The organism is Campylobacter concisus (assembly GCF_902460845.1).
Taxonomy (GTDB): Bacteria; Campylobacterota; Campylobacteria; order Campylobacterales; family Campylobacteraceae; genus Campylobacter_A; species Campylobacter_A concisus_X.
In genome coordinates this window covers 119596-144917 of the sequence record NZ_CABPVS010000005.1, presented here as the reverse complement: position 1 = coordinate 144917, position 25322 = coordinate 119596, and the positions used below count along the sequence as shown (strand labels likewise).

At 37.4% G+C, this 25322-nt stretch carries 16 protein-coding genes; 6 read left to right on the top strand and 10 right to left on the bottom strand.

Annotated elements, in window-relative coordinates:
- Window positions 1-83: 83 nt before the first annotated feature.
- Window positions 84-872 (top strand): glutamate racemase, encoded by a 789-nt coding sequence (murI, locus tag F3H00_RS07675; RefSeq protein WP_148798619.1) that lies wholly within the window; start codon window positions 84-86, stop codon window positions 870-872.
- Window positions 873-924: 52 nt separating this feature from the next.
- On the opposite strand, the gene F3H00_RS07670 is transcribed toward murI, so the two are convergent.
- From F3H00_RS07670 to pbpC, 8 genes are all read right to left on the bottom strand, one after another.
- Window positions 925-1530 carry a DedA family protein gene (locus tag F3H00_RS07670; RefSeq protein WP_148798623.1) on the bottom strand — a complete coding sequence of 202 codons (606 nt, stop codon included), beginning with the start codon at window positions 1528-1530 and terminating at the stop codon, window positions 925-927.
- Window positions 1531-1668: 138 nt separating this feature from the next.
- The gene (locus tag F3H00_RS07665; protein ID WP_148798624.1) at window positions 1669-2448 is read right to left on the bottom strand and encodes a MetQ/NlpA family ABC transporter substrate-binding protein; all 780 of its coding nucleotides are present in this window, start codon (window positions 2446-2448) and stop codon (window positions 1669-1671) included.
- Window positions 2449-2523: 75 nt separating this feature from the next.
- Window positions 2524-3306 carry a MetQ/NlpA family ABC transporter substrate-binding protein gene (locus tag F3H00_RS07660; RefSeq protein WP_084107932.1) on the bottom strand — a complete coding sequence of 261 codons (783 nt, stop codon included), beginning with the start codon at window positions 3304-3306 and terminating at the stop codon, window positions 2524-2526.
- Between the two features lie 257 nt (window positions 3307-3563).
- On the bottom strand, window positions 3564-4238 hold the full coding sequence (locus tag F3H00_RS07655; RefSeq protein ID WP_103648975.1) for a methionine ABC transporter permease: 675 nt from the start codon (window positions 4236-4238) through the stop codon (window positions 3564-3566).
- A complete protein-coding gene (locus tag F3H00_RS07650; protein WP_148798626.1) occupies window positions 4238-5194 on the bottom strand; it encodes a methionine ABC transporter ATP-binding protein in 957 nt (318 codons plus the stop codon). Before F3H00_RS07650 ends, F3H00_RS07655 begins: the two co-directional genes overlap by 1 nt.
- The gene (locus F3H00_RS07645) at window positions 5194-7818 is read right to left on the bottom strand and encodes a valine--tRNA ligase (RefSeq protein WP_148798628.1); all 2625 of its coding nucleotides are present in this window, start codon (window positions 7816-7818) and stop codon (window positions 5194-5196) included. Before F3H00_RS07645 ends, F3H00_RS07650 begins: the two co-directional genes overlap by 1 nt.
- A gap of 122 nt (window positions 7819-7940) precedes the next feature.
- Complete coding sequence (locus F3H00_RS07640; RefSeq protein ID WP_149703798.1) at window positions 7941-13061, bottom strand: alpha-2-macroglobulin family protein; 5121 nt, start codon at window positions 13059-13061, stop codon at window positions 7941-7943.
- 1 nt (window position 13062) lies between these two features.
- Complete coding sequence (gene pbpC / locus F3H00_RS07635) at window positions 13063-15231, bottom strand: penicillin-binding protein 1C (RefSeq protein WP_149703797.1); 2169 nt, start codon at window positions 15229-15231, stop codon at window positions 13063-13065.
- 65 nt (window positions 15232-15296) lie between these two features.
- Here pbpC and F3H00_RS07630 point away from each other — a divergent pair, with 65 nt between their 5' ends.
- From F3H00_RS07630 to F3H00_RS07615, 4 genes are read left to right on the top strand one after another with little or no spacing between them, the layout of a single operon-like run.
- Window positions 15297-17330 carry an ATP-dependent helicase gene (locus F3H00_RS07630; protein WP_149703796.1) on the top strand — a complete coding sequence of 678 codons (2034 nt, stop codon included), beginning with the start codon at window positions 15297-15299 and terminating at the stop codon, window positions 17328-17330.
- A 53-nt stretch (window positions 17331-17383) separates the two neighbouring features.
- Complete coding sequence (locus F3H00_RS07625; RefSeq protein WP_149703795.1) at window positions 17384-18577, top strand: efflux RND transporter periplasmic adaptor subunit; 1194 nt, start codon at window positions 17384-17386, stop codon at window positions 18575-18577.
- Window positions 18578-20506, top strand: a complete 1929-nt coding sequence (locus F3H00_RS07620) for a MacB family efflux pump subunit (RefSeq protein WP_148798636.1) — start codon at window positions 18578-18580, stop codon at window positions 20504-20506.
- Between the two features lies 1 nt (window position 20507).
- Window positions 20508-21854 carry a TolC family protein gene (locus F3H00_RS07615; protein WP_148798638.1) on the top strand — a complete coding sequence of 449 codons (1347 nt, stop codon included), beginning with the start codon at window positions 20508-20510 and terminating at the stop codon, window positions 21852-21854.
- A gap of 337 nt (window positions 21855-22191) precedes the next feature.
- Here the strand turns inward: F3H00_RS07615 and F3H00_RS07610 are convergent, their stop codons facing one another.
- Both F3H00_RS07610 and F3H00_RS07605 read right to left on the bottom strand, forming a co-directional pair.
- Window positions 22192-22623 (bottom strand): GatB/YqeY domain-containing protein, encoded by a 432-nt coding sequence (locus F3H00_RS07610; RefSeq protein WP_054196646.1) that lies wholly within the window; start codon window positions 22621-22623, stop codon window positions 22192-22194.
- 30 nt (window positions 22624-22653) lie between these two features.
- Window positions 22654-23556: a Ppx/GppA phosphatase family protein gene (locus F3H00_RS07605; protein ID WP_148799868.1), complete on the bottom strand. Its 903-nt coding sequence runs from the start codon at window positions 23554-23556 to the stop codon at window positions 22654-22656.
- A 129-nt stretch (window positions 23557-23685) separates the two neighbouring features.
- On the opposite strand from F3H00_RS07605, the gene F3H00_RS07600 reads away from it, so the two are divergent.
- Window positions 23686-25224 carry an inorganic phosphate transporter gene (locus F3H00_RS07600; protein WP_085657334.1) on the top strand — a complete coding sequence of 513 codons (1539 nt, stop codon included), beginning with the start codon at window positions 23686-23688 and terminating at the stop codon, window positions 25222-25224.
- The last annotated feature ends 98 nt before the right edge of the window (window positions 25225-25322 follow it).

Here is a 25322-nt window from a genome sequence, read left to right as displayed (position 1 = left end):
CCAAGTTTAAAAAGTGCCAAAGTATAATAAAAAACGGCTTACAAAGATATTATTTGCTATAATTGCAGGCTTTAAGGATGGGCATGAAGATAGGTATATTTGACTCGGGGCTTGGCGGACTGAGTGTCTTAAATGAAGCTTTAAGCAAGCTTAGCGAGCATGAATTTTTATATTACGCAGACATTAAAAATGTCCCGTATGGACAAAAAAGCAGGGATGAGATATTAAAATTTGGCTTTGATGCGGTGAAATTTCTCATAGAAAATGGCGCAAAAGCTGTCGTAGTGGCTTGTAACACGGCAACAAGCGTGGCAATAAAAGAGCTTAGAGCAAATTTAACCGTGCCGATCATCGGCATGGAGCCAGCCGTAAAAAAAGCTCATGACTTAAGCCATAATGATGCCTTAAAAACGCTAGTCATAGCCACTCCGGTTACCGTAAATGGTGCAAAACTAAAAGAGCTGATCGCAAATTTACACGCAAAAGATAAGACTGAGCTACTTGCACTGCCTCGCCTTGTAAATTTTGCTGAAAATGGGGAATTTGATACCGAGAATGTGAAATCATATCTAAAAGAAGAGTTAGCCAAATTTGATCTAAGCAAATTTGGGTTTTTAGTGCTTGGCTGCACACACTTTAACTATTTTAAAGATAGCCTAAGAGAAATTTTGCCGTCAAATATAAGCATAATTGATGGCAACGAAGGGACAATAAATCGCCTTATAAGTGAGCTAGGACTAAAAATTTCTACTTTAGATCAAGCCCCAAAAGTTAGATTTTTCTATTCTGGTGATGAAGTATTCAGTAAATTTGAGCTAGATAAAATTTCAAGAAATTTAACTCATCTAGAAAAGATGAGGGCGATTTGCTAGGCTAAATCTAACTAAATACCACAAATAAAAATTTTATAAAATACACTAAATTTTACATATTTTTATATGTATTTAGCCTTTGCTTTATTATATAGATAGCACTTATTACTGCAACAACAGCCAAAAGAGCGATCGTGATTATTAAAAGTGTTTGTTTGCTAGGATTTGAACCTAGAAAATAGCCAACTCCAAGCAAAACAGCACACCAAATCCCAGCTCCAAGTGTGGTAAATAGACAAAATCTAAATATATTCATCTTAGCAAGTCCAGCTGGTAGGCTGATGTATTGGCGAATGCCAGGAATCAGACGTGAGTTAAATGTAGAAATTTCGCCGTGTTTATTGAAAAATGCTTCAAATTTATCCATTTTTTCGTGAGTGATTCCCACAAATTTGCCGTATTTTAAAACGATCTCGCGACCAAAAAAGTAGCAAAGATAATAGTTAAAAATAGCGCCAAGCAGGCTTCCAAGCGTGCCTACAAGAAAGGCCAAAATTAAACTCATTTCACCTTTATGCGCCAAATAGCCAGCCGGTATCATTGCGACCTCGCTTGGAAATGGAAAAAACGAGCTTTCTAAAAACATCATCACAAATATGCCAGCATAACCCCAGCTACTTACGCTCGCAACTATAAAATCAATAACATCATGCAGCATTTAAATTCCTGAAAAATTTTAAAGTGAGCCATTTTAGCAAAGCATAGCTTAAGCTTTTTGACAAAAATAAAGAGAGTTTATAGCTTATTAAAACAAGATGAAAGTAGAAACAAAATAGGGCGAAAGCTCGCCCTATTTTTAAAATGCAGGTATAACTTCGCCTTTATAGTGAGTGATGATGAAATTTTTAGTATCAGGGCTAAGCACCGCATCAATCAAAGCTTTGATCTTAGGGTTATTTTCGTTGCCAGCCTTTGTGACGATGATGTTAGCATAAGGGCTGTTTGCGTCTTCAAGCAAAAGCGCGTCTTTTGCCACGCTCATGCCAAGATCAAGGACGAAATTTGTACTAATGGCAGCAATATCGACATCATCAAGCGTTCTTGGTATCTGAGCACCCTCAAGCTCTACAAATTGTAAATTTTTAGAATTTTTAGTTATATCATTTATGGTTGCAACTTTTACGTTTTTATCGATCTCAATAAGACCAGCCTTTTCTAAAATTCTAAGCGCTCTATTGCCATTTGATGGATCATAAGCGATCGCCACTTTTGCGCCATCTTTTAGATCTTTTATATTTTTTATCTTTTTAGAGTAAAAGCCAAGTGGCTCGACATGAACATTTGCAACGCTTACAAGATGCAAGCCTCTAGCCTTGTTTTGCTCCTCAAGATATGGTAAATGCTGAAAGAAATTTGCGTCCAAACTGCCATCTTCTGTGGCGACATTTGGGATAGAGTAGTCTGAAATTTCAGAGATAACAAGGTCGTAGCCTTTATCTTTTAGCTTTGGCTTTACAAATTCTAAAATTTCAGCGTGTGGTACTGGCGAGACGCCAACTACGATAGTGTGGTCCTTATCGGCTGCGTGAAGGCTTAGAGCAACTAAAGATGCGGTTAAAAGTTTGATAAATTTCATTGTTTTTCCTTTTTTATTTGGTTTAAGCGACGCTAAAAAGGTAAAAGCTTTTACGTCGCTTATTTAAATTTTTAATTAAAACGCTGGAAGGATAGCGCCGTTGTATTTGATCTCGATAAATTTTTTAACTTCTGATGAGTTTATTGCTTTATCAAGAGCCTTTATTTTAGGGCTATTTTCGTTGCCAGACTTTACTACAACGTAGTTTACATATGGGCTATTTTTGCTTTCAAGCACAAGCGCGTCTTTTACTGGATTAAGATTAGCATTTAGAGCGTAGTTTGTGTTAATAACCGCGATAGTAACGTCATCAAGCGTTCTTGGTACTTGAGCAGTCTCGATCTCTTCAAATTTAAGCTTTTTAGGGTTATCAACTATATCAAGCGGAGTTTTTAGTGGATTATCGTTTAGCTTAATAAGTCCAGCATTTGCAAGAATATCTAAAGCACGGCTTTCATTTGTCGGATCATTTGGGATAGATACGGTCGAACCATCTTTTAGATCTTTGATGTCTTTTATCTTTTTAGAATAAACTCCCATTGGCTCAAGATGAACGCCAACTGTTTTTATAAGGTGAGTGCCTTTGTTTTTGTTAAATTCGTCCAAATATGGAAGGTGCTGAAAGAAATTTGCATCTAAATCGCCATCTTCTGTTGCAAGGTTTGGCGTGGTGTAGTCGTTAAATTCTTTAATTTCAAGCGTATAGCCATCTTTTGCCAAAATAGGCTTTACAACCTCTAAAATTTCAGCATGTGGGATAGGTGTAGCACCAACGATTATTGTTTTTGATTTATCAGCTGCATTTGCACTTACACTAAGACCAAGAGCAACCAAAGAAGTAAGAAGTAGTTTTTTCATTTATTATCCTTTTAAAATTTGCCAAGCACCAAAAAAGGATAAATTTAAGCTAGAGGTTTAAATTTCTTTTTAAGCGCTTAAGCTAGTTCTAAGCACTTAAAAAGAAATTCTGTGCTTAGAGATTAGTCTTTCGACAACGCGTTTTTTACTAGGCGGCACATATGGCACATATCTGATTTCATCTTTTATCCTTTCAGCTAAAAATTAATTCGGGCAATTTTAAGGAAAAAAGCTTAAAATCAGATAAAAACAAAGGCCTATTTTTTAGAAATTTTATATAAGTAGTTACCTAAAACTTGAAAAATTTGAACCATAATGATAAGAATAACCACGGTGTAGAGCATGATATCTGGGCGAAATCTCTGATATCCGTAGTTTATAGCGACTGATCCTAATCCGCCACCGCCAACTGCACCAGCCATCGCCGAAAAGCCGATATTTACGATAAGCGTTAGTGTAAATGCCGAGATGATGCCAGGAAGCGCCTCGACAAACATCACACGGAAAATGATCTGAAATTTCGAGCTACCAAAGCTTTGTGCTGCTTCGATGATGCCTTTATCAACCTCTTTTAGGGCATTTTCAATGAGCCTTGCTACAAACGGAGCCGCTCCGATAGTTAGTGGAACGATCGCAGCTGTGGTGCCAATACTTGTACCTACGATCATTTTTGTGACTGGAAAGAGCACGATGATTAAAATGATAAACGGAAAGCTTCTAAGCACGTTTATAACGATATCAAGGGCAAAATAAAGCTGTTTGTTTGGCTTTAGGCCATTTTTATCTGAAAGTATGAGCAAAACCGCTGGTATAAGGCCTATGGTAAAGGCGAGCAGGGTAGAGACGATGCTCATATATAGCGTTTCGCCGATAGCTGGCAAAAGTATCCTAGAAAATACATCAGGAAATTTAGAAAAGTCAATACCAAACATCAAGCCACCTCCCACAAAACGCCACTTTGCTTGATGTAGGCAAGCACGTTTTCTTTATCTTTTTCATCTATGTTTATGACAAGCGAGCCAAGGACATTGTCGTTTAGCTTTTCAAGCTTGCCCCAGACTATGTTAAAGTCGATATTTAGGCTTCTTGCCATGTGTGTGATCACGCTATTTTGAGCCACTTCTTTTGGGAAAAATAGCCTGATATTTGTGCCAGTGCTTGGCAGAATTTCTACTTCACCTAAAAATTCTTTCATCTTCTCATCTGGCTTTAAAAATAGCTCCTCTATGCTTCCAGAGCCTATTATCTTGCCACCTTCTAGCAGTATCGCGCGTTTTGCGATGGACTTTACCACCTCCATCTCATGCGTGACGATGACGACACTGATGTCTAGCTCTTTGTTTATCTTTTCAAGCAATTCTAAAATTTGATTTGTCGTGTTTGGATCAAGAGCCGAAGTCGCCTCGTCGCTTAGTAGAATTTTAGGATTTAAAGCAAGCGCTCTAGCGATGGCGACACGCTGTTTTTGACCACCACTTAGCTCGCTTGGATAGCTTTTTGCCTTGCTTTCAAGACCGACTAAATTTAAAAGTTCTCTCACTCTTTTTTCAGTTTCATCGCTTTTATATCCCCAAAATTTAAGCGGAGTAGCGACGTTTTCAAAGACATTTTTCCTAGCCATCAGGGCAAAATGCTGAAATATCATTCCGACATCTCGCCTTAAAATTCTTTGCTGCATCTCATTTAAATTTTTTATCTCTTGATCAAAGACTTTTAAGCTGCCACTTTGATAGCTCTCTAGGCCGTTTATGCACCTTAAAAGCGTTGATTTACCAGCACCACTATGTCCTACGATAGCAAAAATTTCACCCTTTTTAACCTCTAAATTTATATCAAAAAGGATCTGCGTATCACCATAAAATTTACTTAAATTTTCTATCTTTACCACTATTTTTCTCCAAGTGCTTCTAATTCTTCACATACTTTTTTAAATTTAGCCTCAGCGCTATCTAAAGCCTCTTTGTTTGCCTCTATAACTTCTTTTGGTGCATTTGCCACGAAATTTTGATTATTTAGCATGCCTGAGAGCTTAGCTATCTCTTTTTCAAGCTTTGTCTTTTGAGACTTGAGCCTTGTGATGATACCGCTCATATCAAGCCCTTCAAGCGGGACAAATGCCTCTAAATTTTCGCTCACATCTCTGATAGAATTTTCTATTTTCTCATCTACAAAGCCGATCTCTTCGCATTTTGCAAGCAGCTTGATATACTCTTTGACCTCATCAAGATCTATTTTGTCGTTAAATTTAACAAAAGCTTTTGCTATCTTTGAGTTGCCTAGATCTATGGTCGCTTTTGCACGGCGAATCGCAACGATCGCTTCGATAACTAGTTCAAATTTCTTCTCAACATCTAAATTTCGCCCTTTTACCTCTGGATAGCTCATTACCATTATTGACTTTGTATTTTCAAGCTGTGTGCCGCTAAGCTCCTGAAATAGATACTCTGAGAGAAACGGCATAAAAGGATTTAGGAGCTTCATCGCCTCTTTAAATATACTACCAAGCTCTTTTACGCTCGCTTTATCCGCCTTGCTAAGCTCGATACCCCAGTCACAAAACTCATCCCAAAGGAATTTATAAAGCGTGTTTGCAGCGTCGTTAAAGCGGTAGGCATCGATGTTTTCACGAACCTCTCTCACGCACTCATTAAAGCGGCTATTCATATAAATTCCAAGCTTTGTTTCAAGCTTGATGTCTTCTAAATTTGGGAATTTACTCTCATTTAGCATTAGGTATTTGCTAGCGTTATAAAGCTTGTTGGTGAAATTTCTTACCTGCTTCATCTTGGCGTCACTTAGCTTGATGTCGCGTCCTTGAACGGCTAGAAGCGTTAGCGTAAAGCGCAAGATATCGGCGCTATACTCATTTATACTATCAAGCGGGTCGATGACGTTGCCAAGGCTTTTACTCATCTTTCTACCAAACTCATCCTTTACAAGCGCGTGCAGATAAATATCGTCAAATGGCAGCTTACCAAGGGCATTTTCACCCTGAAACATCATCCTAGCAACCCAGAAAAATAATATATCAAAGCCGGTGATTAGTAGGTTGTTTGGATAAAACTCAGCGAGGTCTCCCTCAAACCATTTTTCATTTTTTAGCTCATTTTCGTTGCCCCAGCCAAGCGTACTAAATGGCCAAAGACCAGAGCTAAACCACGTATCTAGCACGTCTGGGTCTTGGTGGATGTTTTTACTTTTACACTTTTTACACTCGCATGGCTCATCCTCGTCAGCCCACATATGACCGCAATCATCGCAGTAAAATACTGGAATTTGATGTCCCCACCAAAGCTGACGTGAGATACACCAGTCTCTTAGCTCTCTCATCCACGCGTTAAAGCTGTTTATCCAGTGCGGTGGGTAAAATTTCGCTAAGCCTTCGCCGACCTTTGCGATCGCGTCGTCTGCGATCTCTTTTTTTACGAACCACTGCTTTGAGATGTATGGCTCTACGACGTTTTTGCAGCGATAGCAGTATCCCACTTGGTTTTCGTAGTCTTCTATCTTTTCGACATTGCCAAGTTTTTCAAGCTCGGCTACGACGATATCTCTAGCCTCAAGCCTCTCAAGACCTGCAAATTTATCGCACTTGTCGTTTAAAATACCCTTTTCATCAAATACAGTGATAAACTCAAGGTTGTGTTTTTTGCCTACCTCGTAGTCGTTTTGATCGTGCGCAGGCGTGACCTTAACAAGGCCTGTTCCAAACTCCATATCAACGTGCTCGTCCGCGATGATCTCGATCTCTCTATTTATGATAGGTAGCACCACTTTTTTACCGATTAAATTTTTATAGCGCTCGTCGTTTGGATTTACCATTACGGCAGTGTCGCCGAAATATGTTTCAGGACGGGTTGTAGCCACAACAACAAATTCACTTGGCTTGTCTGCAAAATAATATCTCAAATGATAAAGCTTGCCTTTATTTTCTTTGTGTTCGACCTCGATGTCAGAGAGTGCGCCATCATGCGTACACCAGTTTATCATGTAGTTTTTCTGGACAATTAGCCCTTTGTCGTATAAATTTACAAAGGCTTTTTTCACAGCTTTTCTTAAGCCTTCATCCATAGTAAATCTTTGTCTGCTCCAAGCCGGAGTGATGCCAAGTTTTCGCATCTGATGCACGATCATGCCACCACTTTTTTCTTTCCACTCCCACACTTTTTCTACAAATTTCTCACGTCCGAGCTCTTCTTTTTTGACCCCTTGAGCTAAAAGCTGCTTTTCTACGACGTTTTGAGTGGCGATACCAGCGTGATCAAGTCCTGGCTGCCAAAGTGTCTTGTAGCCGTCCATCCTCTTGTAGCGAGTCATGATGTCTTGGAGTGTGAAGGTTAGGGCGTGTCCTATGTGAAGCGAGCCAGTCACGTTTGGAGGTGGCATCATAATGCAAAATTTACGTCCATCTTTTTGGATATCTTTGTTCGCGTCTATCTCGAAGCATCCGCGTTCTTCCCAAATTTTATAAAATTTATCTTCTATCTCTTTTGCATTGTAAAATTCTGCCACTTTTGTCTCCTAAGTTTCGTTTAAAAAATGCTTAATGTTATCTAAAATTTGTTTAAAAAAATCTTTGCAAAAGTGGGAAAATATGGGCTTGGGGCGGTTAAACGCCCCGAAATTTATATGGCTTATTTGACAGTAAAGCTTCGCTGAGCTAGGTCGTAGTCGTTTTGTCTTTCGTTATACATATTTTCAGTTGTGACTGCGCCAAGCGAGCATTTGCCGCCAAGTCTTACACGATAAGGTGTGTAAAGCACAGCCTCTCTCTTGTCACTATCTAGTGCATAAAAACTTAAAACGCGATCATCTTTTATGCTTTGATATTCAAGCTCAATGCTATCTTTAAGACTCTTATTAAAGCCACTTAGATTTTCATTTATTGGCTCAAAGCAGCTGCTTACGATCTCGTTTATTACACCATTTTTAACCATAGCTTTAGAATTTATCACTATTTTTGAATAGACAACATCATTTACTCTTAGGCTGTCAAGACCTAGCTCTTTGCCTTTTTCATCGACAAACGTTCTATAAATATCAAGCTCTTTTGGCTCTATTTTATGCTTGATCTCAAGTGGCACATAAGCATAGCTTAAAATAGTGGCATATAGCTTGTTTTCACCAAGTGGTGTAATGGTAAAATTTCCATCTTTTGCTGTAAATGATACGCTTAAAAGGCCGTCAAATTCTTTGCTTTCGCCATTGTAGTTAAGCTTAAATTTATTATTTTTCTCGCCAACATCTTTGCCAAAGTAAGCATTTAGCGCTCTAAGGGTAAATGCACGCTCTTGCGTTGAGCTTAGCTCATTTAAATTTGTGATCAAGAAATTTGCAAGATCATCTGAGTAGTCGTTTCTCTCAAAATATTTTGCATGCAGATACAAGATAAATGCATTGTCTCTCATCTTTGAGCCAAAACTAGAATAATCCCTGCTGTAATCAGCCGTCTGAGCTTTTTTAATATCTTTTAGCGCCACCTTTGCTTCGTCATTTAAGCCGTTTAGCTTTAGAGCCGCTGCCATTAGATATTTATTAAGTGCAGTCGTATTGTAAGCTTTATGGTCATAAATTTTATTTAGCACCGATTTATCAGCAACATTTGCGCGGGAGCTTACATAGATAGCATATAGAGCTTCAATATCTGTATTTGTATATTTTAAGAGCGAATTTAATGCTCTTTGCTTTACATTTTTATTTAGCTCATATCCAGCCTCTTCAAGATCAAGCAGCACATCAGTTGCATAGATCGAAGCAAATGCATTAGTACTACTTAGATCGCTCCAGTAGCCAAAGCTACCATCTGGTTTTTGCATCTTAATTAGCTCACTCATACCGGTTACAATAAATCTCTTTTGATCATTTTTTTCAAGCTCATCTTTTGGCTTTAAATTTAAAAGCGCAAGCAGTCTTGAGCTCCTTTGCTCCGCACATCCGTAAGGGTACTCGACTAAATTTTTAGAAGCTGCTAATAGCACGCTTGAGACCGAGCTTGACGCATCTATACTAACATTGTGAAAGCCTTTTGGAAGCGAGATCATGCTCTCTTTGTCAAAGACGCTACTTCTTGCATAGGTGCTAATCGTATAAGGATTAACTACATCAAGTAAATTTTGAGCTGTTTTTGAGCTGTTTTTGTCGCTTATTGTTATATTGTATTCGCCAGCTCCAGCTTCAAGAGCTGAAATTTTAAATGTAAAGGCTTTATTTTCAAGCGGCTTTAAATTCGCATTTTCTTTTGTTTTGATGCTTAAATTTTTACTGCTAGCCACTTTTATGGTTAAATTTTTATCCTCATTTGTTGTGTTTATGAGCCTTAAGTTTGCATTTAGCTCATCGCCTTTTAACAGATAAACTAACGCACTTGGCTTAATAATCACATCATCTTTTACTAAAATTTCTTTATTTACCGCGTTCATACTATTTTCATTATTTGCCACGACATCTACTCTAATGGCAGAGTTAAAGCCATTTGGCGTTTTAAACTCGTATGAAATTTCACCATTATCGTCAGCTTGAAGGCTTACTAAATTTGCATATGTTTTTACCTTTTTGCTATCGACTGGGCTAGCATGTTTTGCCATTTTTGCCTCCATGGCAAGTGCCGCCATATCGCCACCAAAGCTTAAAGTTTTGCCCTCGACCTTATAGTTTGTGAGCATATTATAAATGTCATAGTCAAACACACCATCTGGTAAAATTTTGTCAAAAAATTTAAGTGGATCAGCTGGCTTTTGTGACGTTATATCAAGCACGCCAACATCTGTGATAAATAAATTCACATAAGCTTTTGGCTTTGTTTTTAAAGAAATTTTTATATTTTCATCGCTTTTTGCCGTATTTGGTGCATCAAGACTTAGATCAAGTATCCTTGATGACTTATCAGCCTTAGCATAAACCTTACCGTAAGTCCTAAACGGAGTTAATCCGCCATCTGTCATGCGGTAGATATTTGCACTCACGTAAAGTCCACTAAAATCAAAGTCAAGTTTAAATTTCACATTTGCTGAGTTATTCTTTATCTTAACGACCTTATAGGCTTTCACGCCACCATCTTCAAGCGTAACAAGAGCGATGCCTTCTTTTATAGCTGAGCTTATATCAGCACTTAGTTCATCGCCTTTTTTGTAGATATTTTTATTTAGTTTGATTTGAGATTTGCTAAGCTCTTTTGTTGGTGCTAGAGTCGAGTAGTTGTAGCCACTTACGTCCATATCAAGACTTGTGCTTGCTCCACTTACTAGATTTGTAACGACTATCACATATGAGCCACTTTGTGTAAATTTATAGCTAAACTCGCCATTATCTTTATAAAAATTATCCACATCTTCTAGCGTTTGAAACCACTTTATATAGCCATTTGCATCTCTTTGGTATTGCCAAGTAACACGTTTTATATCAAATTTTAAATTTGATTTTACGGCCTTTTGACTTGACATATCTACTACAACTGTTCTTATTTTTACATCTTCGTTTGGCTCAGCAAATGTCGTGCTTGCTGCGATACCAACCATATCTTTGTAAGGATAGAGAGTAAAGCTTTTTGTATCGCTTACATTTTTGCCATCATCATTTACATTGAAATTTATCACGCCTGTTATGATAGAAGAGGCATTTTTAGTGCTAAAGCTAAGATCTATCATTTGGCTTGATTTACCATCTTTTGAAAGAGTGAGATCATTCTCAAAAGATGGATAAGCGCTTGGTTTTAGTGTATTGTTTTTAAATTTATAATCTTTAAACTCGCTATTTTTATATTCATCATCAAAAAAGCTCACCTGCATGCTGCCATCAAGCTCGCTAGCAGCGCCACCAAAGAGATAGTTACTAGCTAGATTTGCTCTAATAAGCTCATTTGCGAAAAATTTATCCCTCTCAAGCGTTATCTCATTTTTTATCCTATTTGGCATAAAACTCTCAACAAAAAATGGTACATTTGAGATCACTTTGCTTGCGTAAATTACTTGCATATTAAATCTACCGCTTAGATCGCTTAGTATCTCTTTTTCAAAATTTACCATGCCAACGTCATTTGTATTTTTTGAAATTTCAGCACTACTTTTGCCTTGTGGATCGAAAAATTTTATCTTTATAGGCATATTTTTTAAAGGATTAAAATCTCTATCTCTTAGATAGATTGTACCCTTTAAACTCTCATTTGGTCTTATGATATTTGAAGCAAAATGAACGTACGCATCGATGCTCTCACTGGCATTTTGGCTCATAAATTTCGCTTCATTTAGCGCTTCGTCTTCTTTTAAAATAAGAAAATTTTGCTCTTTTCCAAGAGAGACAACTACTGAGGAGATATCTTTGTAAATATCTTTTTTGTTAAATTTAAAAACACCTATATCATTTGTTGCACCAACTGCGATCTCTTCGTTTTTCTTACCATAAATTTTTACATTTGCGTTTGGAAGCATTGTATTTTCGCCAAGACGATTTGCAAATACGAAAATTTCATCCTTGCCAAGCTTTGCATTTACGGCGATATCACTTAGATAGACTACTTTTGAGACGCTCTTATCCTTGCCATAGTTTAAATTTATCTTATAAACGCCGTCTCCAGCCCCGGCAAAGTCGAGTTTGATTTTATTTAGAGAAATTTCATTTAATGCACCCTCTAGCTTGTAGCTTTTGCTTGCTACTTTTGAGCTAAAATTGCTTAGATCTTCGTTATTGTCGTTGAAATTTAAAAAGTATCTAAAATTTTGATCGCTTAACTTTTCAACGTTTACATTTAGCTCAGGTAAATTTGCACTTCTGATACCGATCTCGCCGACACTTGAGATATATGGTTCATTATTTATAAAATTTGCAAATGGAGTGAAATTGCTAGCTACTACTTCATAGCTACTTTCTTCTCTTACTACATTTCTATAATCGCCAAAGCCTGGCTTAATGGTGATTTCATAACTATTTTGTGGTTTAAAATCGTCACTTGTGATATCAATGTAGTAATAATATTCACTAAGTTCCGAGTTTTCTTCATAGTTGTCACTATATTTAACGTCACTGATGCTAAAGTTTTTTACACCTTTAATGTTTATAAATTTTTTTAAGTTAATGTCGTCATCAAGCCAATTTTTTAGATAAATTCTAAAGCCCAAGATGCCATTATCAAGGCTCACTGGATAAATTTCAGGTATCTCAAGACTCTTTGCATTATCATTTATATTTACGCTTTCTTCGCTTATTTCATCAGCAAAATTTACTATCGTTTCACCTGAAAGCGTTGCACCAAATTTGCTCTCAAATTTTTCACCAAAATCAAAAACTGGATTGCTTAAATTTTTATCAAGATTAAGTTCAAAGCTATTGTTAGAAAGCTCAATCGCTTTAAATTTTGCATCTTTTACAGCAATATTTTTGACAGCTTCAATATTTACTTCATCATTAAATTTAAGTATATATTTGCTATCGCTTATTTTTTCTATCTTTGTTAGCTCAAATTCTTTCGTGGCAAAACTAGCAGTGCTTCCATTTTCAAGCTTGCAGCTATAATCCAAACCAGCATGCATATCTTTTGTAAAAAATAGCAAGCTTTGATTATTAAATCTAACCGTACCATTTAATGCTGGTTGGCACAAAAGTAGCTTTTTGTCGCTTAGCATACCAACAAAATTTTTATCTACTTTATCTTCTAGTCCAAACTCTACGCTTAGGGGCGATTTTATCTGTACTGTACCATTTAGGCTCAAAGCATATAAATTTGTCATTCCCAAAAGTGCTAGAAGCGCTACTTTTTGCCACATTTTATCTCCTTATTTTTATTGTTATTTCACTTTGATTTGAGTTTTGATCAAGGCATTTTATACTGTGCTCGCCAAGAGTTAGACCAAACTTTTTCTCGCTTGCATTTTCTATCTTAGAAAAGTTCAAATCATCTATTTTTAGGTAAATTTCATCGCCTAAAAACGCGTAGCATTTTACCATAACTTGTGTAATATTTTCATCTGTCACTATCTCTTCATTGTCATACGGATAGGCAAAAACTGGCTTTTTATCTTTAAAAATTTCAGCACAAGGACTTTTTTGTATCTCATCTTTATCCAAAAGCTCATTTTTAACCAAAAAATCAAGCTCTTCGCCTCTTAAACTTTCGCATTTATCTTTTAAATCTACACCATTTATCCTATCATCAAGTGCCATTTTTTTGCACTTTTCATAGTTAAAGGCATCAAGGCAGGTTGGCAGCTTTTCTATGCCATCTGGCTCACTCATAAATCTTAACTTCTCTTTTTGAGCGATTATCTTAAACATATCAAAAAGGCTCTTTGATACGTCATTTAGTCCTGTTAATTTATCAGTTTTACTGGCATTAAAATTTCCAATCCAAATAGCAATTGTGTAATTTTCATCAACGCCTATGGCGTAAAGATCGCGTGAGTTTGCGCTTGTGCCAGTTTTAAAAGCTATCTTTGGTGTGTTTTGGGCGTACTGCCAAGCATTTTTTAGATATGACCTTGAGGCTTCACTTAGCATTTTAGCAGTTAAATAGGCACTTTGAGGCGATATTAGAGTTACATTTTTCTCTTCATTTTTGTAGTTTTTGCCAGCAAACTCAAGTGGCCTATAAATGCCGTCATTTGCATAAATAGTATAAAGATGAGCAAGATCAAGCAGGCTCATTTCAGCACTTCCAAGCGTTATAGAAGCTCCATAATACTCTTTATCTTCATCTACTAAATTTACCTTTTCAAGTAGTTCGTAAAGCGAATTGTCTTTTAGTTTTAAGTTTAAATTTATAACCGGAATATTTAGGCTGAAATTTAGAGCATCTTTCGCGCTTACGATACCTAAAAAATCATTACTAAAATTCTTTGGAGCATACTCTTTTATATAAATTTGCGTATCAATTAACTGCGAATTTGGCGTTATAAGCCCGCTATCAAGTGCTAGCGAATAGATAAAAGGCTTTAGCGTGCTACCGGTGTTTCGCTTCATATTTAGGGCTGAGTTTTTGCCATCACGCGCGTGCTCATCATGAGAGCCTATGAAGGCAACAACGCTCATTTTTTTATTATCAATGACCACGGCTGCGGCGTTGTTTGCATTTTTAGCCTTTAGCGAAAACATCGTATCTTTTAAAATTTTAAGCATATCTTTTTGCAAATTTAGATCCAAACTCGCCTTTGAAATTTGGTTTTTAAAAGCTACATTTGCATAATCTTCCGCGGTTACGATAGCTTTTGCTCTTACATTTTTAAATGGCTCAGCCTGCGCTCTTTTAAAGGCGCTAAGATCGATTAAATTTGCCTTGTAAAGCATCTTTATGACCCTGTTTTTTAAGGCATTTATGTTTGAAACGCGGTCTAGTCTATTTTTATTTGGATTTTTTGGTATCGTGCTTAAAAGTGCTGCCTGAGCGTAGCTAAGCTCGTTTAGCTCCTTGCCAAAATAAAAAAAGCTTGCTGCCTTTACTCCCTCGATATTGCCGCCATATGGGGCCAAATTTAGATAAAAATTTAAAATTTCATCCTTGCTAAAATGAAGCTCGAGCTGAAATGCTCTAAAAATTTCTCTTATCTTATTTTTATAGCTCCTATCACTTGGCTCAAGCATTCTTGCCACTTGCATCGTGATGGTGCTAGCCCCTATGCGGTTATCGCTTCTTAGGTTGTGGAAAAATGCTCTAAAAATGGAGGCAAAATTTACGCCAAAGTGGTAGTAAAAATACCTATCCTCAAAAAGCACAACGCATTGTTTTAGCGAGTTTGGGAAGCTTTGCTCGTGAAATCTCCAAATTCCGTCGCTGCCAAGCTTCATATTTATAATGTTGCCATTTCTATCAAGCAAAATTTTGGCTTCGTCTTTTTTAAGTGCGTCTAAATTTAGTGGATAAATTTGATCAAGTATCAAAAAAATAGTGACCACTAAAGCCAAAAATAGGGCAGGGAATTTTAGAAATTTAAACTTTTTCATCCGCGTGATTATAGCTGTTAAAGTTTAAGTAGCTATAATTAGCCCTTTTTAAAAAAGAGGAAACAATGCCCTTATCTAGGTTAAACAAAGAACAATATACCGCCGCAACTGCGCCATTTGGACACAATCTCATCATCGCTTCAGCTGGCACTGGCAAAACCAGTACGATTGTCGCACGCATCGCTCATTTGCTAAATTTGGGCGTAAAACCAGAGAAAATTTTGCTTCTAACTTTCACCAACAAAGCAGCCAGCGAGATGATAGAGCGTTTAAATAGGTATTTTGATAAACAAGTCACCTCCAAAATCACCGCAGGCACCTTCCACTCTGTCTCATTTTCGCTTTTAAAAAGTCTTGATAAAGGCGTCACGCTAAAGCAGCCAAGCGAGTTAAAGACACTTTTAAAAAGTCTTGTTGAGAGGCGTAAATTTTACCATTTAAGCGACGTCAAACCTTATGGCGGAGCGTATTTGTACGACCTTTACTCGCTATTTCAAAATAGCGAACAAGGCACTACTTTTGGCAAATGGATAAGCGATAAGAGTGAAGAACAGGGCGTTTATGCCGAAATTTATGAAGATGTTTTAGAGGAATTTGAGGCTGAAAAGGCTAAATTTTCCTACGCTGATTTTAACGACCTTCTCATAAAAATGCGCGACGAGCTAAAAAAAGGGGCAAATTTAGCTTATGATGAAATTTTGATCGACGAGTATCAAGACACCAATACACTTCAAGGCAGCCTCATAGACGCATTTGCGACAAAGAGCCTCTTTTGCGTGGGCGATTTTGACCAGAGTATCTACGCATTTAACGGCGCAAATATCGAGATAATAGGCTCATTTAAAGACCGCTTTCCAAACGCAAATATCTACGCTTTAAATGTAAATTACCGCTCAAGCTCAAGCATACTTGCCCTTGCAAATAAGGTGATAAACAACAACCCAAGGCTTTATGAAAAGTACCTCACAGTTAGCCGTGAGGGAAATTTCAAGCCTCCAAGGTTGCTTGTCTATAACGAGCTTTTTGATCAGTATCAAAACATCGCCGATATCATCTCGCTTTCGCCATTTAATAGAGAAAATATCGCCATAATTTTTAGAAATAACTCATCAGCTGATGGCATCGAAGTCGCACTAAAAGAGCGAGGTATTGGCTCAAAGCGAAAGGGCGGGGTGAGCTTCTTTGAGAGCCGTGAGATCAAGGCGCTCATCGACATCATGGGAATTTATGTCAATCCAAAAGATATAATGGCATTTATCCACATCTGCGAATACGCAAAGGGCGTTGGCAGCGCAGTTAGCAAAGAAATTTTTGACGCGCTGCTTAAGCTTGGGCATGGAAATTTGATAAAAGGGATAGTTGAGCCAGATGAGAGCGTAAATATCTCATCAAACAAAAGGCGAAACTACCAGCTTGGTCTTTTTGACGATCTTGATGAATTTGCCGAAGTTTCAAGGTTTTCTAAACTTGGCTTTAGTGATAAATTTCTAGGTCATCCTGTGCTAAAACTACAAAAGCTAAGCGAGAGTGGGGCGCAGTTTTTATATGAAATTTTCAACTTTTTAAGAGGCATGAGAAACGTCTCAAAGCCAGCCACGATGATAAATGAGATAAAAACTAGCAAAATTTACTCGTTAATCGTTGAAAATCTCAGCACAAAAAGAGCAACTCTAAAAAACGGCAATGTTGATCTAGCACTCAAAGAAGAGGTCAAAGAGCGCATAATGGCAAAGAGCGTGGTGCTAAGCGAGCTAGCTAAAAAGTATCAAGATATCAGTAAATTTTATAACTTCTTAGCCCTTGGAAGCAACGAGATGAGCGAAGGGCAGGGCGTTAGCTTACTTAGCGTGCATGCGAGCAAGGGGCTTGAGTTTGACCAAGTCTTTATCGTCGATCTCGCGCAAAACCGCTTTCCAAATTTAAAGCTAATGAGCATGGGTGGCAGCCTAGAAGAAGAAAGACGGCTCTTTTATGTGGCAGTAACTAGAGCAAAAGACGAGCTTTATCTTAGCTATGCAAAATACGACAAGATAAAGAAGGTGACCTATCAGCCAAGTAGGTTTTTGATAGAGGCTGGCATGGCAAAAGAGGAAGCTTAAAGAGTATTTACTCTTGTGAAGTAGAATTTACCAATTTTTTACAAAGAGATGCGATGAAAAAAACTAAAATCTTAATAATCCTGCTTATTTTAGGTGTCGGTGGATATTTTATCTATGATAATTTTTTCAAGATAAAAGATGAAAAGGTGGAATTTATCACCAAAAAGGCAAAGAAAGGTTCATTTAGCAAAAAAGTCGATGCGACTGGAGAAATTTTTGCTACCGAGCTAGTTGATGTGGGTGCTCAGGTGAGCGGCCAGATAAAAAAACTCTATGTTAAGCTTGGAGATCAGGTAAAAAAGGGCGATATGATCGCAAGTATCGATAGCTCAACCCAGCAAAATAGCATAGATAATAAAGAGGCTCAGCTTGCTATCTACAAAGCTCAACTTGAAAGCGCAAAAGTGGCTCTAAATATCGCTAAAACGCAGTTTGATAGAGAAAATGCACTTTTTGCTAAAAATGCCACTTCAAAACAAGAATTTGAAAGTGCAAAAAATACTTATAGTGCAAATAGTGCCAAGATAAAGGAGCTCGAGGCTCAGATAAAGCAGACAAATATCGAGCTAAGTACTGCTAAGATAAATTTAGGCTACACAAAGATCACCGCTCCAAGAGATGGCATAATAGTAAGCGTACAGGTCGAAGAGGGACAGACTGTAAATGCTAATCAAACTACGCCAACTATCGTAAAGATCGCAGATCTTAGCTATGTTAAGATGAAGATGCAAATAGCTGAGGGCGACATCACAAAGATAAAGGTTGGCACACCAGTTGAATACTCGATACTCTCTGAGCCAACGAAAAAATTTCAAACGACGGTTAGCTCAATCGACCCTGGCTTAACGACATTAAGCGATGGTAGCTATGGTTCTAGCAGTAGTAGCAAATCCACAAGCTCAAGCACTTCAAGCAACTCAGCTGTTTATTATTACGCGCAAAGTATAGTTGAAAATAAGGATAAAATTTTAAGAATAGGCATGACAACACAAAATGAGCTTTTAATAGCAAACGTAAAGGACGCTATCATCGTACCAAGTATTGGTATTAAAAAAGATGAAAACGGCACTTTTGTCTATGTTCTAAAAGATGGCAAAGCGGTAAAAACAGCGGTCAAAACTGGCATAAAAGACAACCTCGATACGCAGATCATTAGCGGTGTGAACGAGGGCGACGAGATCATCACATCACAAGGCTCAGCGAGCGAGATAGCCAAGATGATCGAAAAAGAAAATAAGAAGTTTTAAGTGATAAGTCTAAAAAATATCACAAAAAGCTTTAAGCTTGGCGATAATGAGATAGAGATCTTGCATGGTATAAATTTAGAGATAAGAAAGGGTGAATTTATAGCCATTATCGGTCAGTCTGGCTCTGGTAAATCAACTCTGATGAACATCCTTGGCTGCTTAGATAGCCCAAGTGGCGGGCAGTACCTGCTAGATGGCAAAGATATATCAAAATTTGATAGTGACGCACTTGCTAAGCTTAGACGAGATAAATTTGGCTTTATCTTTCAAAGATATAACCTTCTTAGCACAATGAACGCCCTTGAAAACGTCGCACTTCCTAGCATTTATGCAGGGGCAAACAAAAGCGACCGAGAAAAAAGAGGGATGGAGATTTTAGACTCTCTTGGCCTTAGTGAAAAGGCTAAAAATTTACCAAATAAACTCTCAGGCGGACAACAACAAAGGGTCTCCATAGCAAGGGCGCTGATGAATGGCGGCGAGATAATCTTGGCTGATGAACCAACAGGCGCGCTTGATAGCAAAAGTGGTCTAAGAGTGATGGAAATTTTAGTGGATCTTTACAAAAAAGGTCACACCATCATCATCGTCACGCACGACCCAAAGATCGCCGAATACGCGAGTCGTGTGATCGAGATAAAAGATGGCAACATCGTAAGTGATAATATAAAAAATAGTAAAATTTACGAGGCCAAAAAGCAAACTCAGCCAGAAAAAAGTAAATTTACCTATTATAAAGATCAGCTAATTGAAAGCTTTAAAATGTCGGTAAATGCGATGCTAGCTCATAAACTAAGATCGCTTCTTACTATGCTTGGTATTATTATTGGCATAACGGCGGTCATTAGCGTCGTAGCTCTTGGCAAAGGCTCACAGGAGCAAATTTTAGCTGGCATCAGAAAGATCGGTACAAATACGATCGACATAATGCCAGGAAAAGGCTTTGGCGATATGCTCTCGGGCAGGGTAAAAACACTCTCTATAAGTGATGCAAATATGCTCTCAAAGCAGTCATTTCTTGACTCAGTCACTCCAAACACAAGCACTTCAGGCGTACTAACATATGAAAATATCTCCTTAACAGCGACACTAAAAGGTGGTGGAGTAGGTAGCTTTGACGTAAATGGACTAAAGCTAGAAAAAGGAAGAATTTACGATGAGGACGAGGTTTTAAACTCAGATTCTGTCACACTAATAGACCAAAACACTAAAAATAGTATATTTAAAAACGAAGACCCTATCGGTAAGATCATACTTTTTAACAAAAAGCCACTTCGCATTATAGGCGTTTTACAAAAAGATGAATTTAAAGTCGGCGATGCTAGCTCGCTTAAAATTTATGCTCCATATACGACTGTGATAAACAAGATAACGGGCGATAAATTTATTAGCTCAATAACCGTAAAAGTAAATGAAAGCGTAAATGCTCAAATTGCAGAAAAGAGCCTAACTGATCTTTTAACGATAAAACACGGCAAAAAAGACTTCTTTACAAGAAATTCTGATAGTATCAAGCAGACTATCGAAGAGACGATCTCAACCATGCGCCTTCTAATATCAAGTATCGCCGTAGTTTCACTAGTAGTTGGTGGTATAGGCGTGATGAACATCATGCTAGTCTCAGTCACCGAACGCACCAAAGAGATAGGCATCAAAATGGCGATCGGAGCTAGGCAGAGCAACATCTTGCAGCAGTTTTTGATAGAGGCGGTGCTACTTTGCTTAATTGGCGGAACTATTGGTATAGCATTTTCTTACGCTATTGGCTACATATTTAATAACTTTTTAGATGGTTTTAGCATGATCTTTTCAAATGGCTCGATCGTGCTTGCACTTGTCACATCGATGGCTATTGGCATCATCTTTGGCTACATGCCAGCTAAAAATGCCTCAAAACTAAATCCAATAGATGCGCTTTCAAGGGAGTAATATGAAATTTCTAAGCTTAGCTTTAGTACTTGTTTTAAGCGGCTGCGCTGTTAAAAATATAGACGAAAACTACAAACAAATTTTACTTGAAGATAACGCCAGCCAGGAGCTAAATTTAAACACTTCTTGGTGGAAAGAGTATCATCAAAGCTACCTTGATGAGCTTGTAGAGCTTGCGCTTAAAAACAATACCGACCTTGCAAAAGCAGCGATAAATGTAAATAAAGCGCTCGCTCAAGCTGGAATTTTGGAGGCAAATCTCATCCCAAGCTTTAACGCTGGCATTGAAACATCAAGCAACAAAAATATAAAAGAGGGCGGTGCTTCTAGCAGAAATTTTGGCTCAAGCATAGGGTTTAGCTATGAGCTTGATCTTTGGCAAAAGCTAGCAAACAGCAAAGATGCAGCGATGTTTGAGACAAAAGCAACTAAATTTGATCTGGAAGCTAGCAAACTAAGTGTGATAAACTCCGTAACAGATGCCTATTTTCAGATCTTATATCTAAATGAGAGCATTAAAACTTATGAGCAAATTTTAGAAATTTATAATAAGCTAAACGAGATAGTTGGGCTTAAATTTGAGCTTGGCAAAGAGGAGATGCTAAGCCTAAAACAGATAAATTCACAGCTTTTAAACGCTCAAAACAAGATAGAAAGTGCTAAAAAAGAGCTTGTGGCTGCTAAAAAAACACTTAGAATTTTGCTAAATGAAAGGCCAGATTTTGAGCTTAAATTTGAGGGCCTCACGCTAAGTCCCGTAAAAAAAGTAGGCGTTGATCTAGAAGTGCCAACAAGTGCCATAGCAAACAGACCAGACCTAAGAGCGGCCATTTACCGCATAGAAGAGGGTATCCTAAACTATAAAGCTAGTCAAAAAGAGTTTTATCCAAGCATCACGCTAGGAGCGAGCCTCAAAAGTAGTACCGACAAAAAAGACGAAGCGTTTAATCTTAAATTTCTAAATGGCAACATTGCTTTAAATTTACCATTTTTAAACTACCACAAACTAAAGTCAAATTTAAAGGTTAGCGAGGCAAATTTTAAGCTTGCAAAACTAAACTACATAAGCACTCTAAATAGCGCGCTAAACGAGATAGATGTATTTTACAAAGGCTATCTAAACGACGAGGCGCTACTTACTAACTACCAAGAGCAGATAAAAAACTATGAGGAAATTTCAAAAATTTACGAGCTAAAATACTCTTATGGCAAGGTCGAGCTAAAGCAGTTTTTAGAAGCAAAAAATAGCGAGTTAGAAGCCAAAATAGGGCTACTAAAGGCAAAATATACGCTTTTACAAGACGAGCTAAATATCTACAAAGCCATGGCTGGTAAATTTAATAGGTAAATTTATAAGCTTTGTTTAGAGCTATGAGACTAACGAGAGTAGCACAGATAAGACTAAAACAAACAAAAAAGAGTTGTGGAATTTCTATCATTTATGAGAAGATATGCTAGAAATTTTAGACTCACCAATCCTTATACTAAAAAATACACACTAAATGTCCGCTTGAAAATTATAGTTTTCAATACAAATATATAAAAAAGCTTGTATTTTACCTTTTAACATATTCATATAAGTATTATGCTTTTAAAATTATCTTTTTAAAATGAAAGTCATATTTGATTTTTCGAAAACTTACACACATTTAAAAGTAAGTTTTCGTTTTATAAGATTATGGATTTTAAGCCAAAAGCTCTTTTGCGATCATACTTATGCGTTTTGCTTCAGCACTTGCTCCGATCTCATCTTTTGCCATTTTCATTACAGCGCCTAAATTTCTACCAACTCCTTCAATAATCTTTTTTATTTTTTCTTTAAGCTCTTCATCGCTTAGTTGTGCTGGCAAATATGCCTTAATAAGCTCAATCTCGCCCTGCTCTTTTTTAGCCAAATCCTCTCTAGCACCTTTTATATAAAGCTCAACCGAGTCAGCCCTCTTTTTGATCTCCTTTTGAAGTAGCGGAAGTACCACTTCATCAGTCATTTCGATCCTTTGATCGACTTCGACCTGCTTAAGTGCTGCATTTAGCGTTCTTAAAGTATCTCTTTTAAACTCATCTTTTGCCTTCATAGCCTCTTTTATATCAGCTAAAATTTGCTCTCTTATACTCATTTCCTCTCCTTTAAATTTTTGAAATATTAGCTAAAAATTTGTGATAATTTCTTGAAATTTTCCTTGCAGATAGGCCACACCTACACCCTCTCTAAGCCCATCATCGATAACTAAAAATTTTGCTTCTTGCCCGATTAAAAGCTCCTCTAAAAGCAAGGTTCCAGCGATGAGCGGATATTTTCTATTTCTTCCAACCGCTGTGTCAGCGCTCTTATCATCCATCTTTAAAAGCTCATCCATAAACCAAGCAAGATCGTCATTTTTAAGCTCATATCCACTTACTTTTTTTGGATCATAGTTCTCGTAGTTAAGTCCAAATCGTAGCGCTGCGATAGTAGTTGGTACGCCAGAAGTCAGCACGATAAATCTATTTTTTAAGCTATTTAAAAATTCTCTTGCATCTTTTGTATAAAATTTTGCATTTTTTTGCATCAGATCAAGTGTTTTAAATTTTTCAAAAAATGTAATAATGCCAAATTTAAAACTCATAAAATTTCCATCTTCACCGATCTCTGAGCTTGCTCCACCGATGTCAATGATGCTAAATTTTTCATTGATTCCAAGCTTTTTAAAAGCATTTTGAACACCCAAAAATGTAAGCTTTGCTTCTGCTTTGCCACTGATGATATGAAATTTTATGCCAAATTTCTCTCTTATCTCGCTAAAAATTTCCTCGCTATTTGACGCTACCCTAAAAGCCTCAGTCGCGACTGCTGCGCATTTAAATTTATCAAAATCAAATTTATTTTTAGCCTCTGTTATCACTTCAAAGAGCCTATTTTTGGACTCATCTGCTATCTTGCCACTTTCATTTAGCCCTCTAGCAGCTCCTACTATATTTTCATAAATTTGCTCATTACTAAAGTCATTTTGCTCTTTTTTGACAAGCGCTACGCGAAATGTGTTTGAGCCAAGATCGATCGCTATAACCAAAATTTATCCTTAAAATTTTTGCAGATTCTAACATATGATAATTTAGTATCATTTAAAGTTGAAAAATTCTAAAAACTTTAATATTTTTCAAGATATAATCCCTATCAAAAACCTTATAAGGGGGCTTGATTGCTTCGAGATAACTTATTGGCATTTGTTATTTTTGCAATTTGTAGCGTTGGATTTTTCGTTTGGGGCTATCAGTATATCCCGACAAATAACTACTTTCTATTCTTGATCGCCGGTATGTTTGGTCTTTTTATGGCCTTTAATATCGGTGGAAATGACGTTGCAAACAGCTTTGGCACAAGTGTTGGCGCTAAGACTCTTACGCTTAAGCAAGCTCTCATCATCGCAGCCATTTTTGAGCTTAGTGGTGCGATATTTGCAGGATCTGAGGTTACAAATACGATTAGAAACGAGATCGTAAAATTCCCAAGCGATCTAAATCCGATGAAATTTGTCATCATCATGATTTCAGCCCTTCTTAGCTCTGGGCTTTGGCTATTTTATGCATCTAAAAAAGGTCTGCCAGTCTCGACCACTCACTCGATCGTTGGCGGCATCGTTGGCGCAGGACTTGCTATGGGATTTATGATAAAAGATCCAGAACCATTTAGCATGGTCTCATGGAGCGAGATCGGTAGAATAGCCGTTAGCTGGGTCATCTCGCCACTGCTTGGCGGCGTGATGTCTTACATAATATTTGGCTACGTAAAAAGCAAGATTATTGAGCCAACACATGAACTTAAAATGAATCTAAAAGCTCTAAAAGCTGAACGAAAAGCTTATAAAGAAAGCTTTGTAAAAGCACTAAAAACAAAGCCGGCTGAGGAGCAAATAGCTACTCTTTCAAAGATTGCAGTCATAGATGAGGACGAGATCGAAACCACTGAATACAGCGAGTATCGCTCAAAAATTCGCATCATGAAAGATAGTGAAAAAGAGATAGATACTTTTAAAGCGATGAAAAAGCACATCCCGATCATCGCTGGATTTGCAGCAATGGTCATCTCATCGATGATGCTTTTTAAAGGGCTAGAGCATATAAATTTAGCCTTTAGTATCATACAAACCGTCTGGATCATCTTTGTGATTGGGGCTCTAGCGTATCTTGCAAGCCTTGCTATCATAAACGTCATGAGCAAAAACGATAGCGAAAAGAGCATCAATAGAATTTTCTCATGGTTTCAAATTTTTACCGCTTCATCTTTTGCATTTTCACATGGTGCAAACGATATCGCAAACGCAGTTGGACCATTTGCAGCCGTACTTGATGTGCTAAAAACTGGCTCTATAAACGAAAGCTCGCCCATACCTAGTATCGCAATGGTAACCTTTGGTATCTCGCTTGTCGTTGGACTTTGGTTTTTAGGCAAAGAGGTGATCACTACTATCGGCTCAAAACTAGCTGAAATTTTACCTACGACCGGCTTCAGCGCTGAGCTTGCCTCAAGTATCGTCATACTTCTAGCCACAAAGCTTGGCATACCAGTTAGCTCGACTCATATCCTAATAGGCGCAGTTTTAGGCATCGGCATCGTAAATAAAAATGCAAACTGGAAAATGGTAAGACCAATCATTCTTGCTTGGCTCATCACGCTTCCAGCAGCTGCTATCTCATCAGCTATATTTTATTTTGCCCTTGCTAAATTTTTAGGCGTTTAGTCATATTTTTAAATAGCTAAACCGCCCTATTTTTTAGATATTTTTTGTATAAATTTTATATGAGAGCTTGGCAAGTTGATCCAACCTGCCAAGTAAAT

What these genes read in the sequence shown, in the direction of transcription:
- F3H00_RS07610 (WP_054196646.1), bottom strand. Translation starts at nt 22,623, where the DNA reads ATGAGTATAAGAGAGCAAATTTTAGCTGATATAAAAGAGGCTATGAAG.
- murI (WP_148798619.1), top strand. Translation starts at nt 84, where the DNA reads ATGAAGATAGGTATATTTGACTCGGGGCTTGGCGGACTGAGTGTCTTA.
- F3H00_RS07660 (WP_084107932.1), bottom strand. Translation starts at nt 3,306, where the DNA reads ATGAAAAAACTACTTCTTACTTCTTTGGTTGCTCTTGGTCTTAGTGTA.
- F3H00_RS07655 (WP_103648975.1), bottom strand. Translation starts at nt 4,238, where the DNA reads ATGTTTGGTATTGACTTTTCTAAATTTCCTGATGTATTTTCTAGGATA.
- F3H00_RS07670 (WP_148798623.1), bottom strand. Translation starts at nt 1,530, where the DNA reads ATGCTGCATGATGTTATTGATTTTATAGTTGCGAGCGTAAGTAGCTGG.
- F3H00_RS07625 (WP_149703795.1), top strand. Translation starts at nt 17,384, where the DNA reads ATGAAAAAAACTAAAATCTTAATAATCCTGCTTATTTTAGGTGTCGGT.
- F3H00_RS07630 (WP_149703796.1), top strand. Translation starts at nt 15,297, where the DNA reads ATGCCCTTATCTAGGTTAAACAAAGAACAATATACCGCCGCAACTGCG.
- F3H00_RS07615 (WP_148798638.1), top strand. Translation starts at nt 20,508, where the DNA reads ATGAAATTTCTAAGCTTAGCTTTAGTACTTGTTTTAAGCGGCTGCGCT.
- F3H00_RS07640 (WP_149703798.1), bottom strand. Translation starts at nt 13,061, where the DNA reads ATGTGGCAAAAAGTAGCGCTTCTAGCACTTTTGGGAATGACAAATTTA.
- pbpC (WP_149703797.1), bottom strand. Translation starts at nt 15,231, where the DNA reads ATGAAAAAGTTTAAATTTCTAAAATTCCCTGCCCTATTTTTGGCTTTA.
- F3H00_RS07665 (WP_148798624.1), bottom strand. Translation starts at nt 2,448, where the DNA reads ATGAAATTTATCAAACTTTTAACCGCATCTTTAGTTGCTCTAAGCCTT.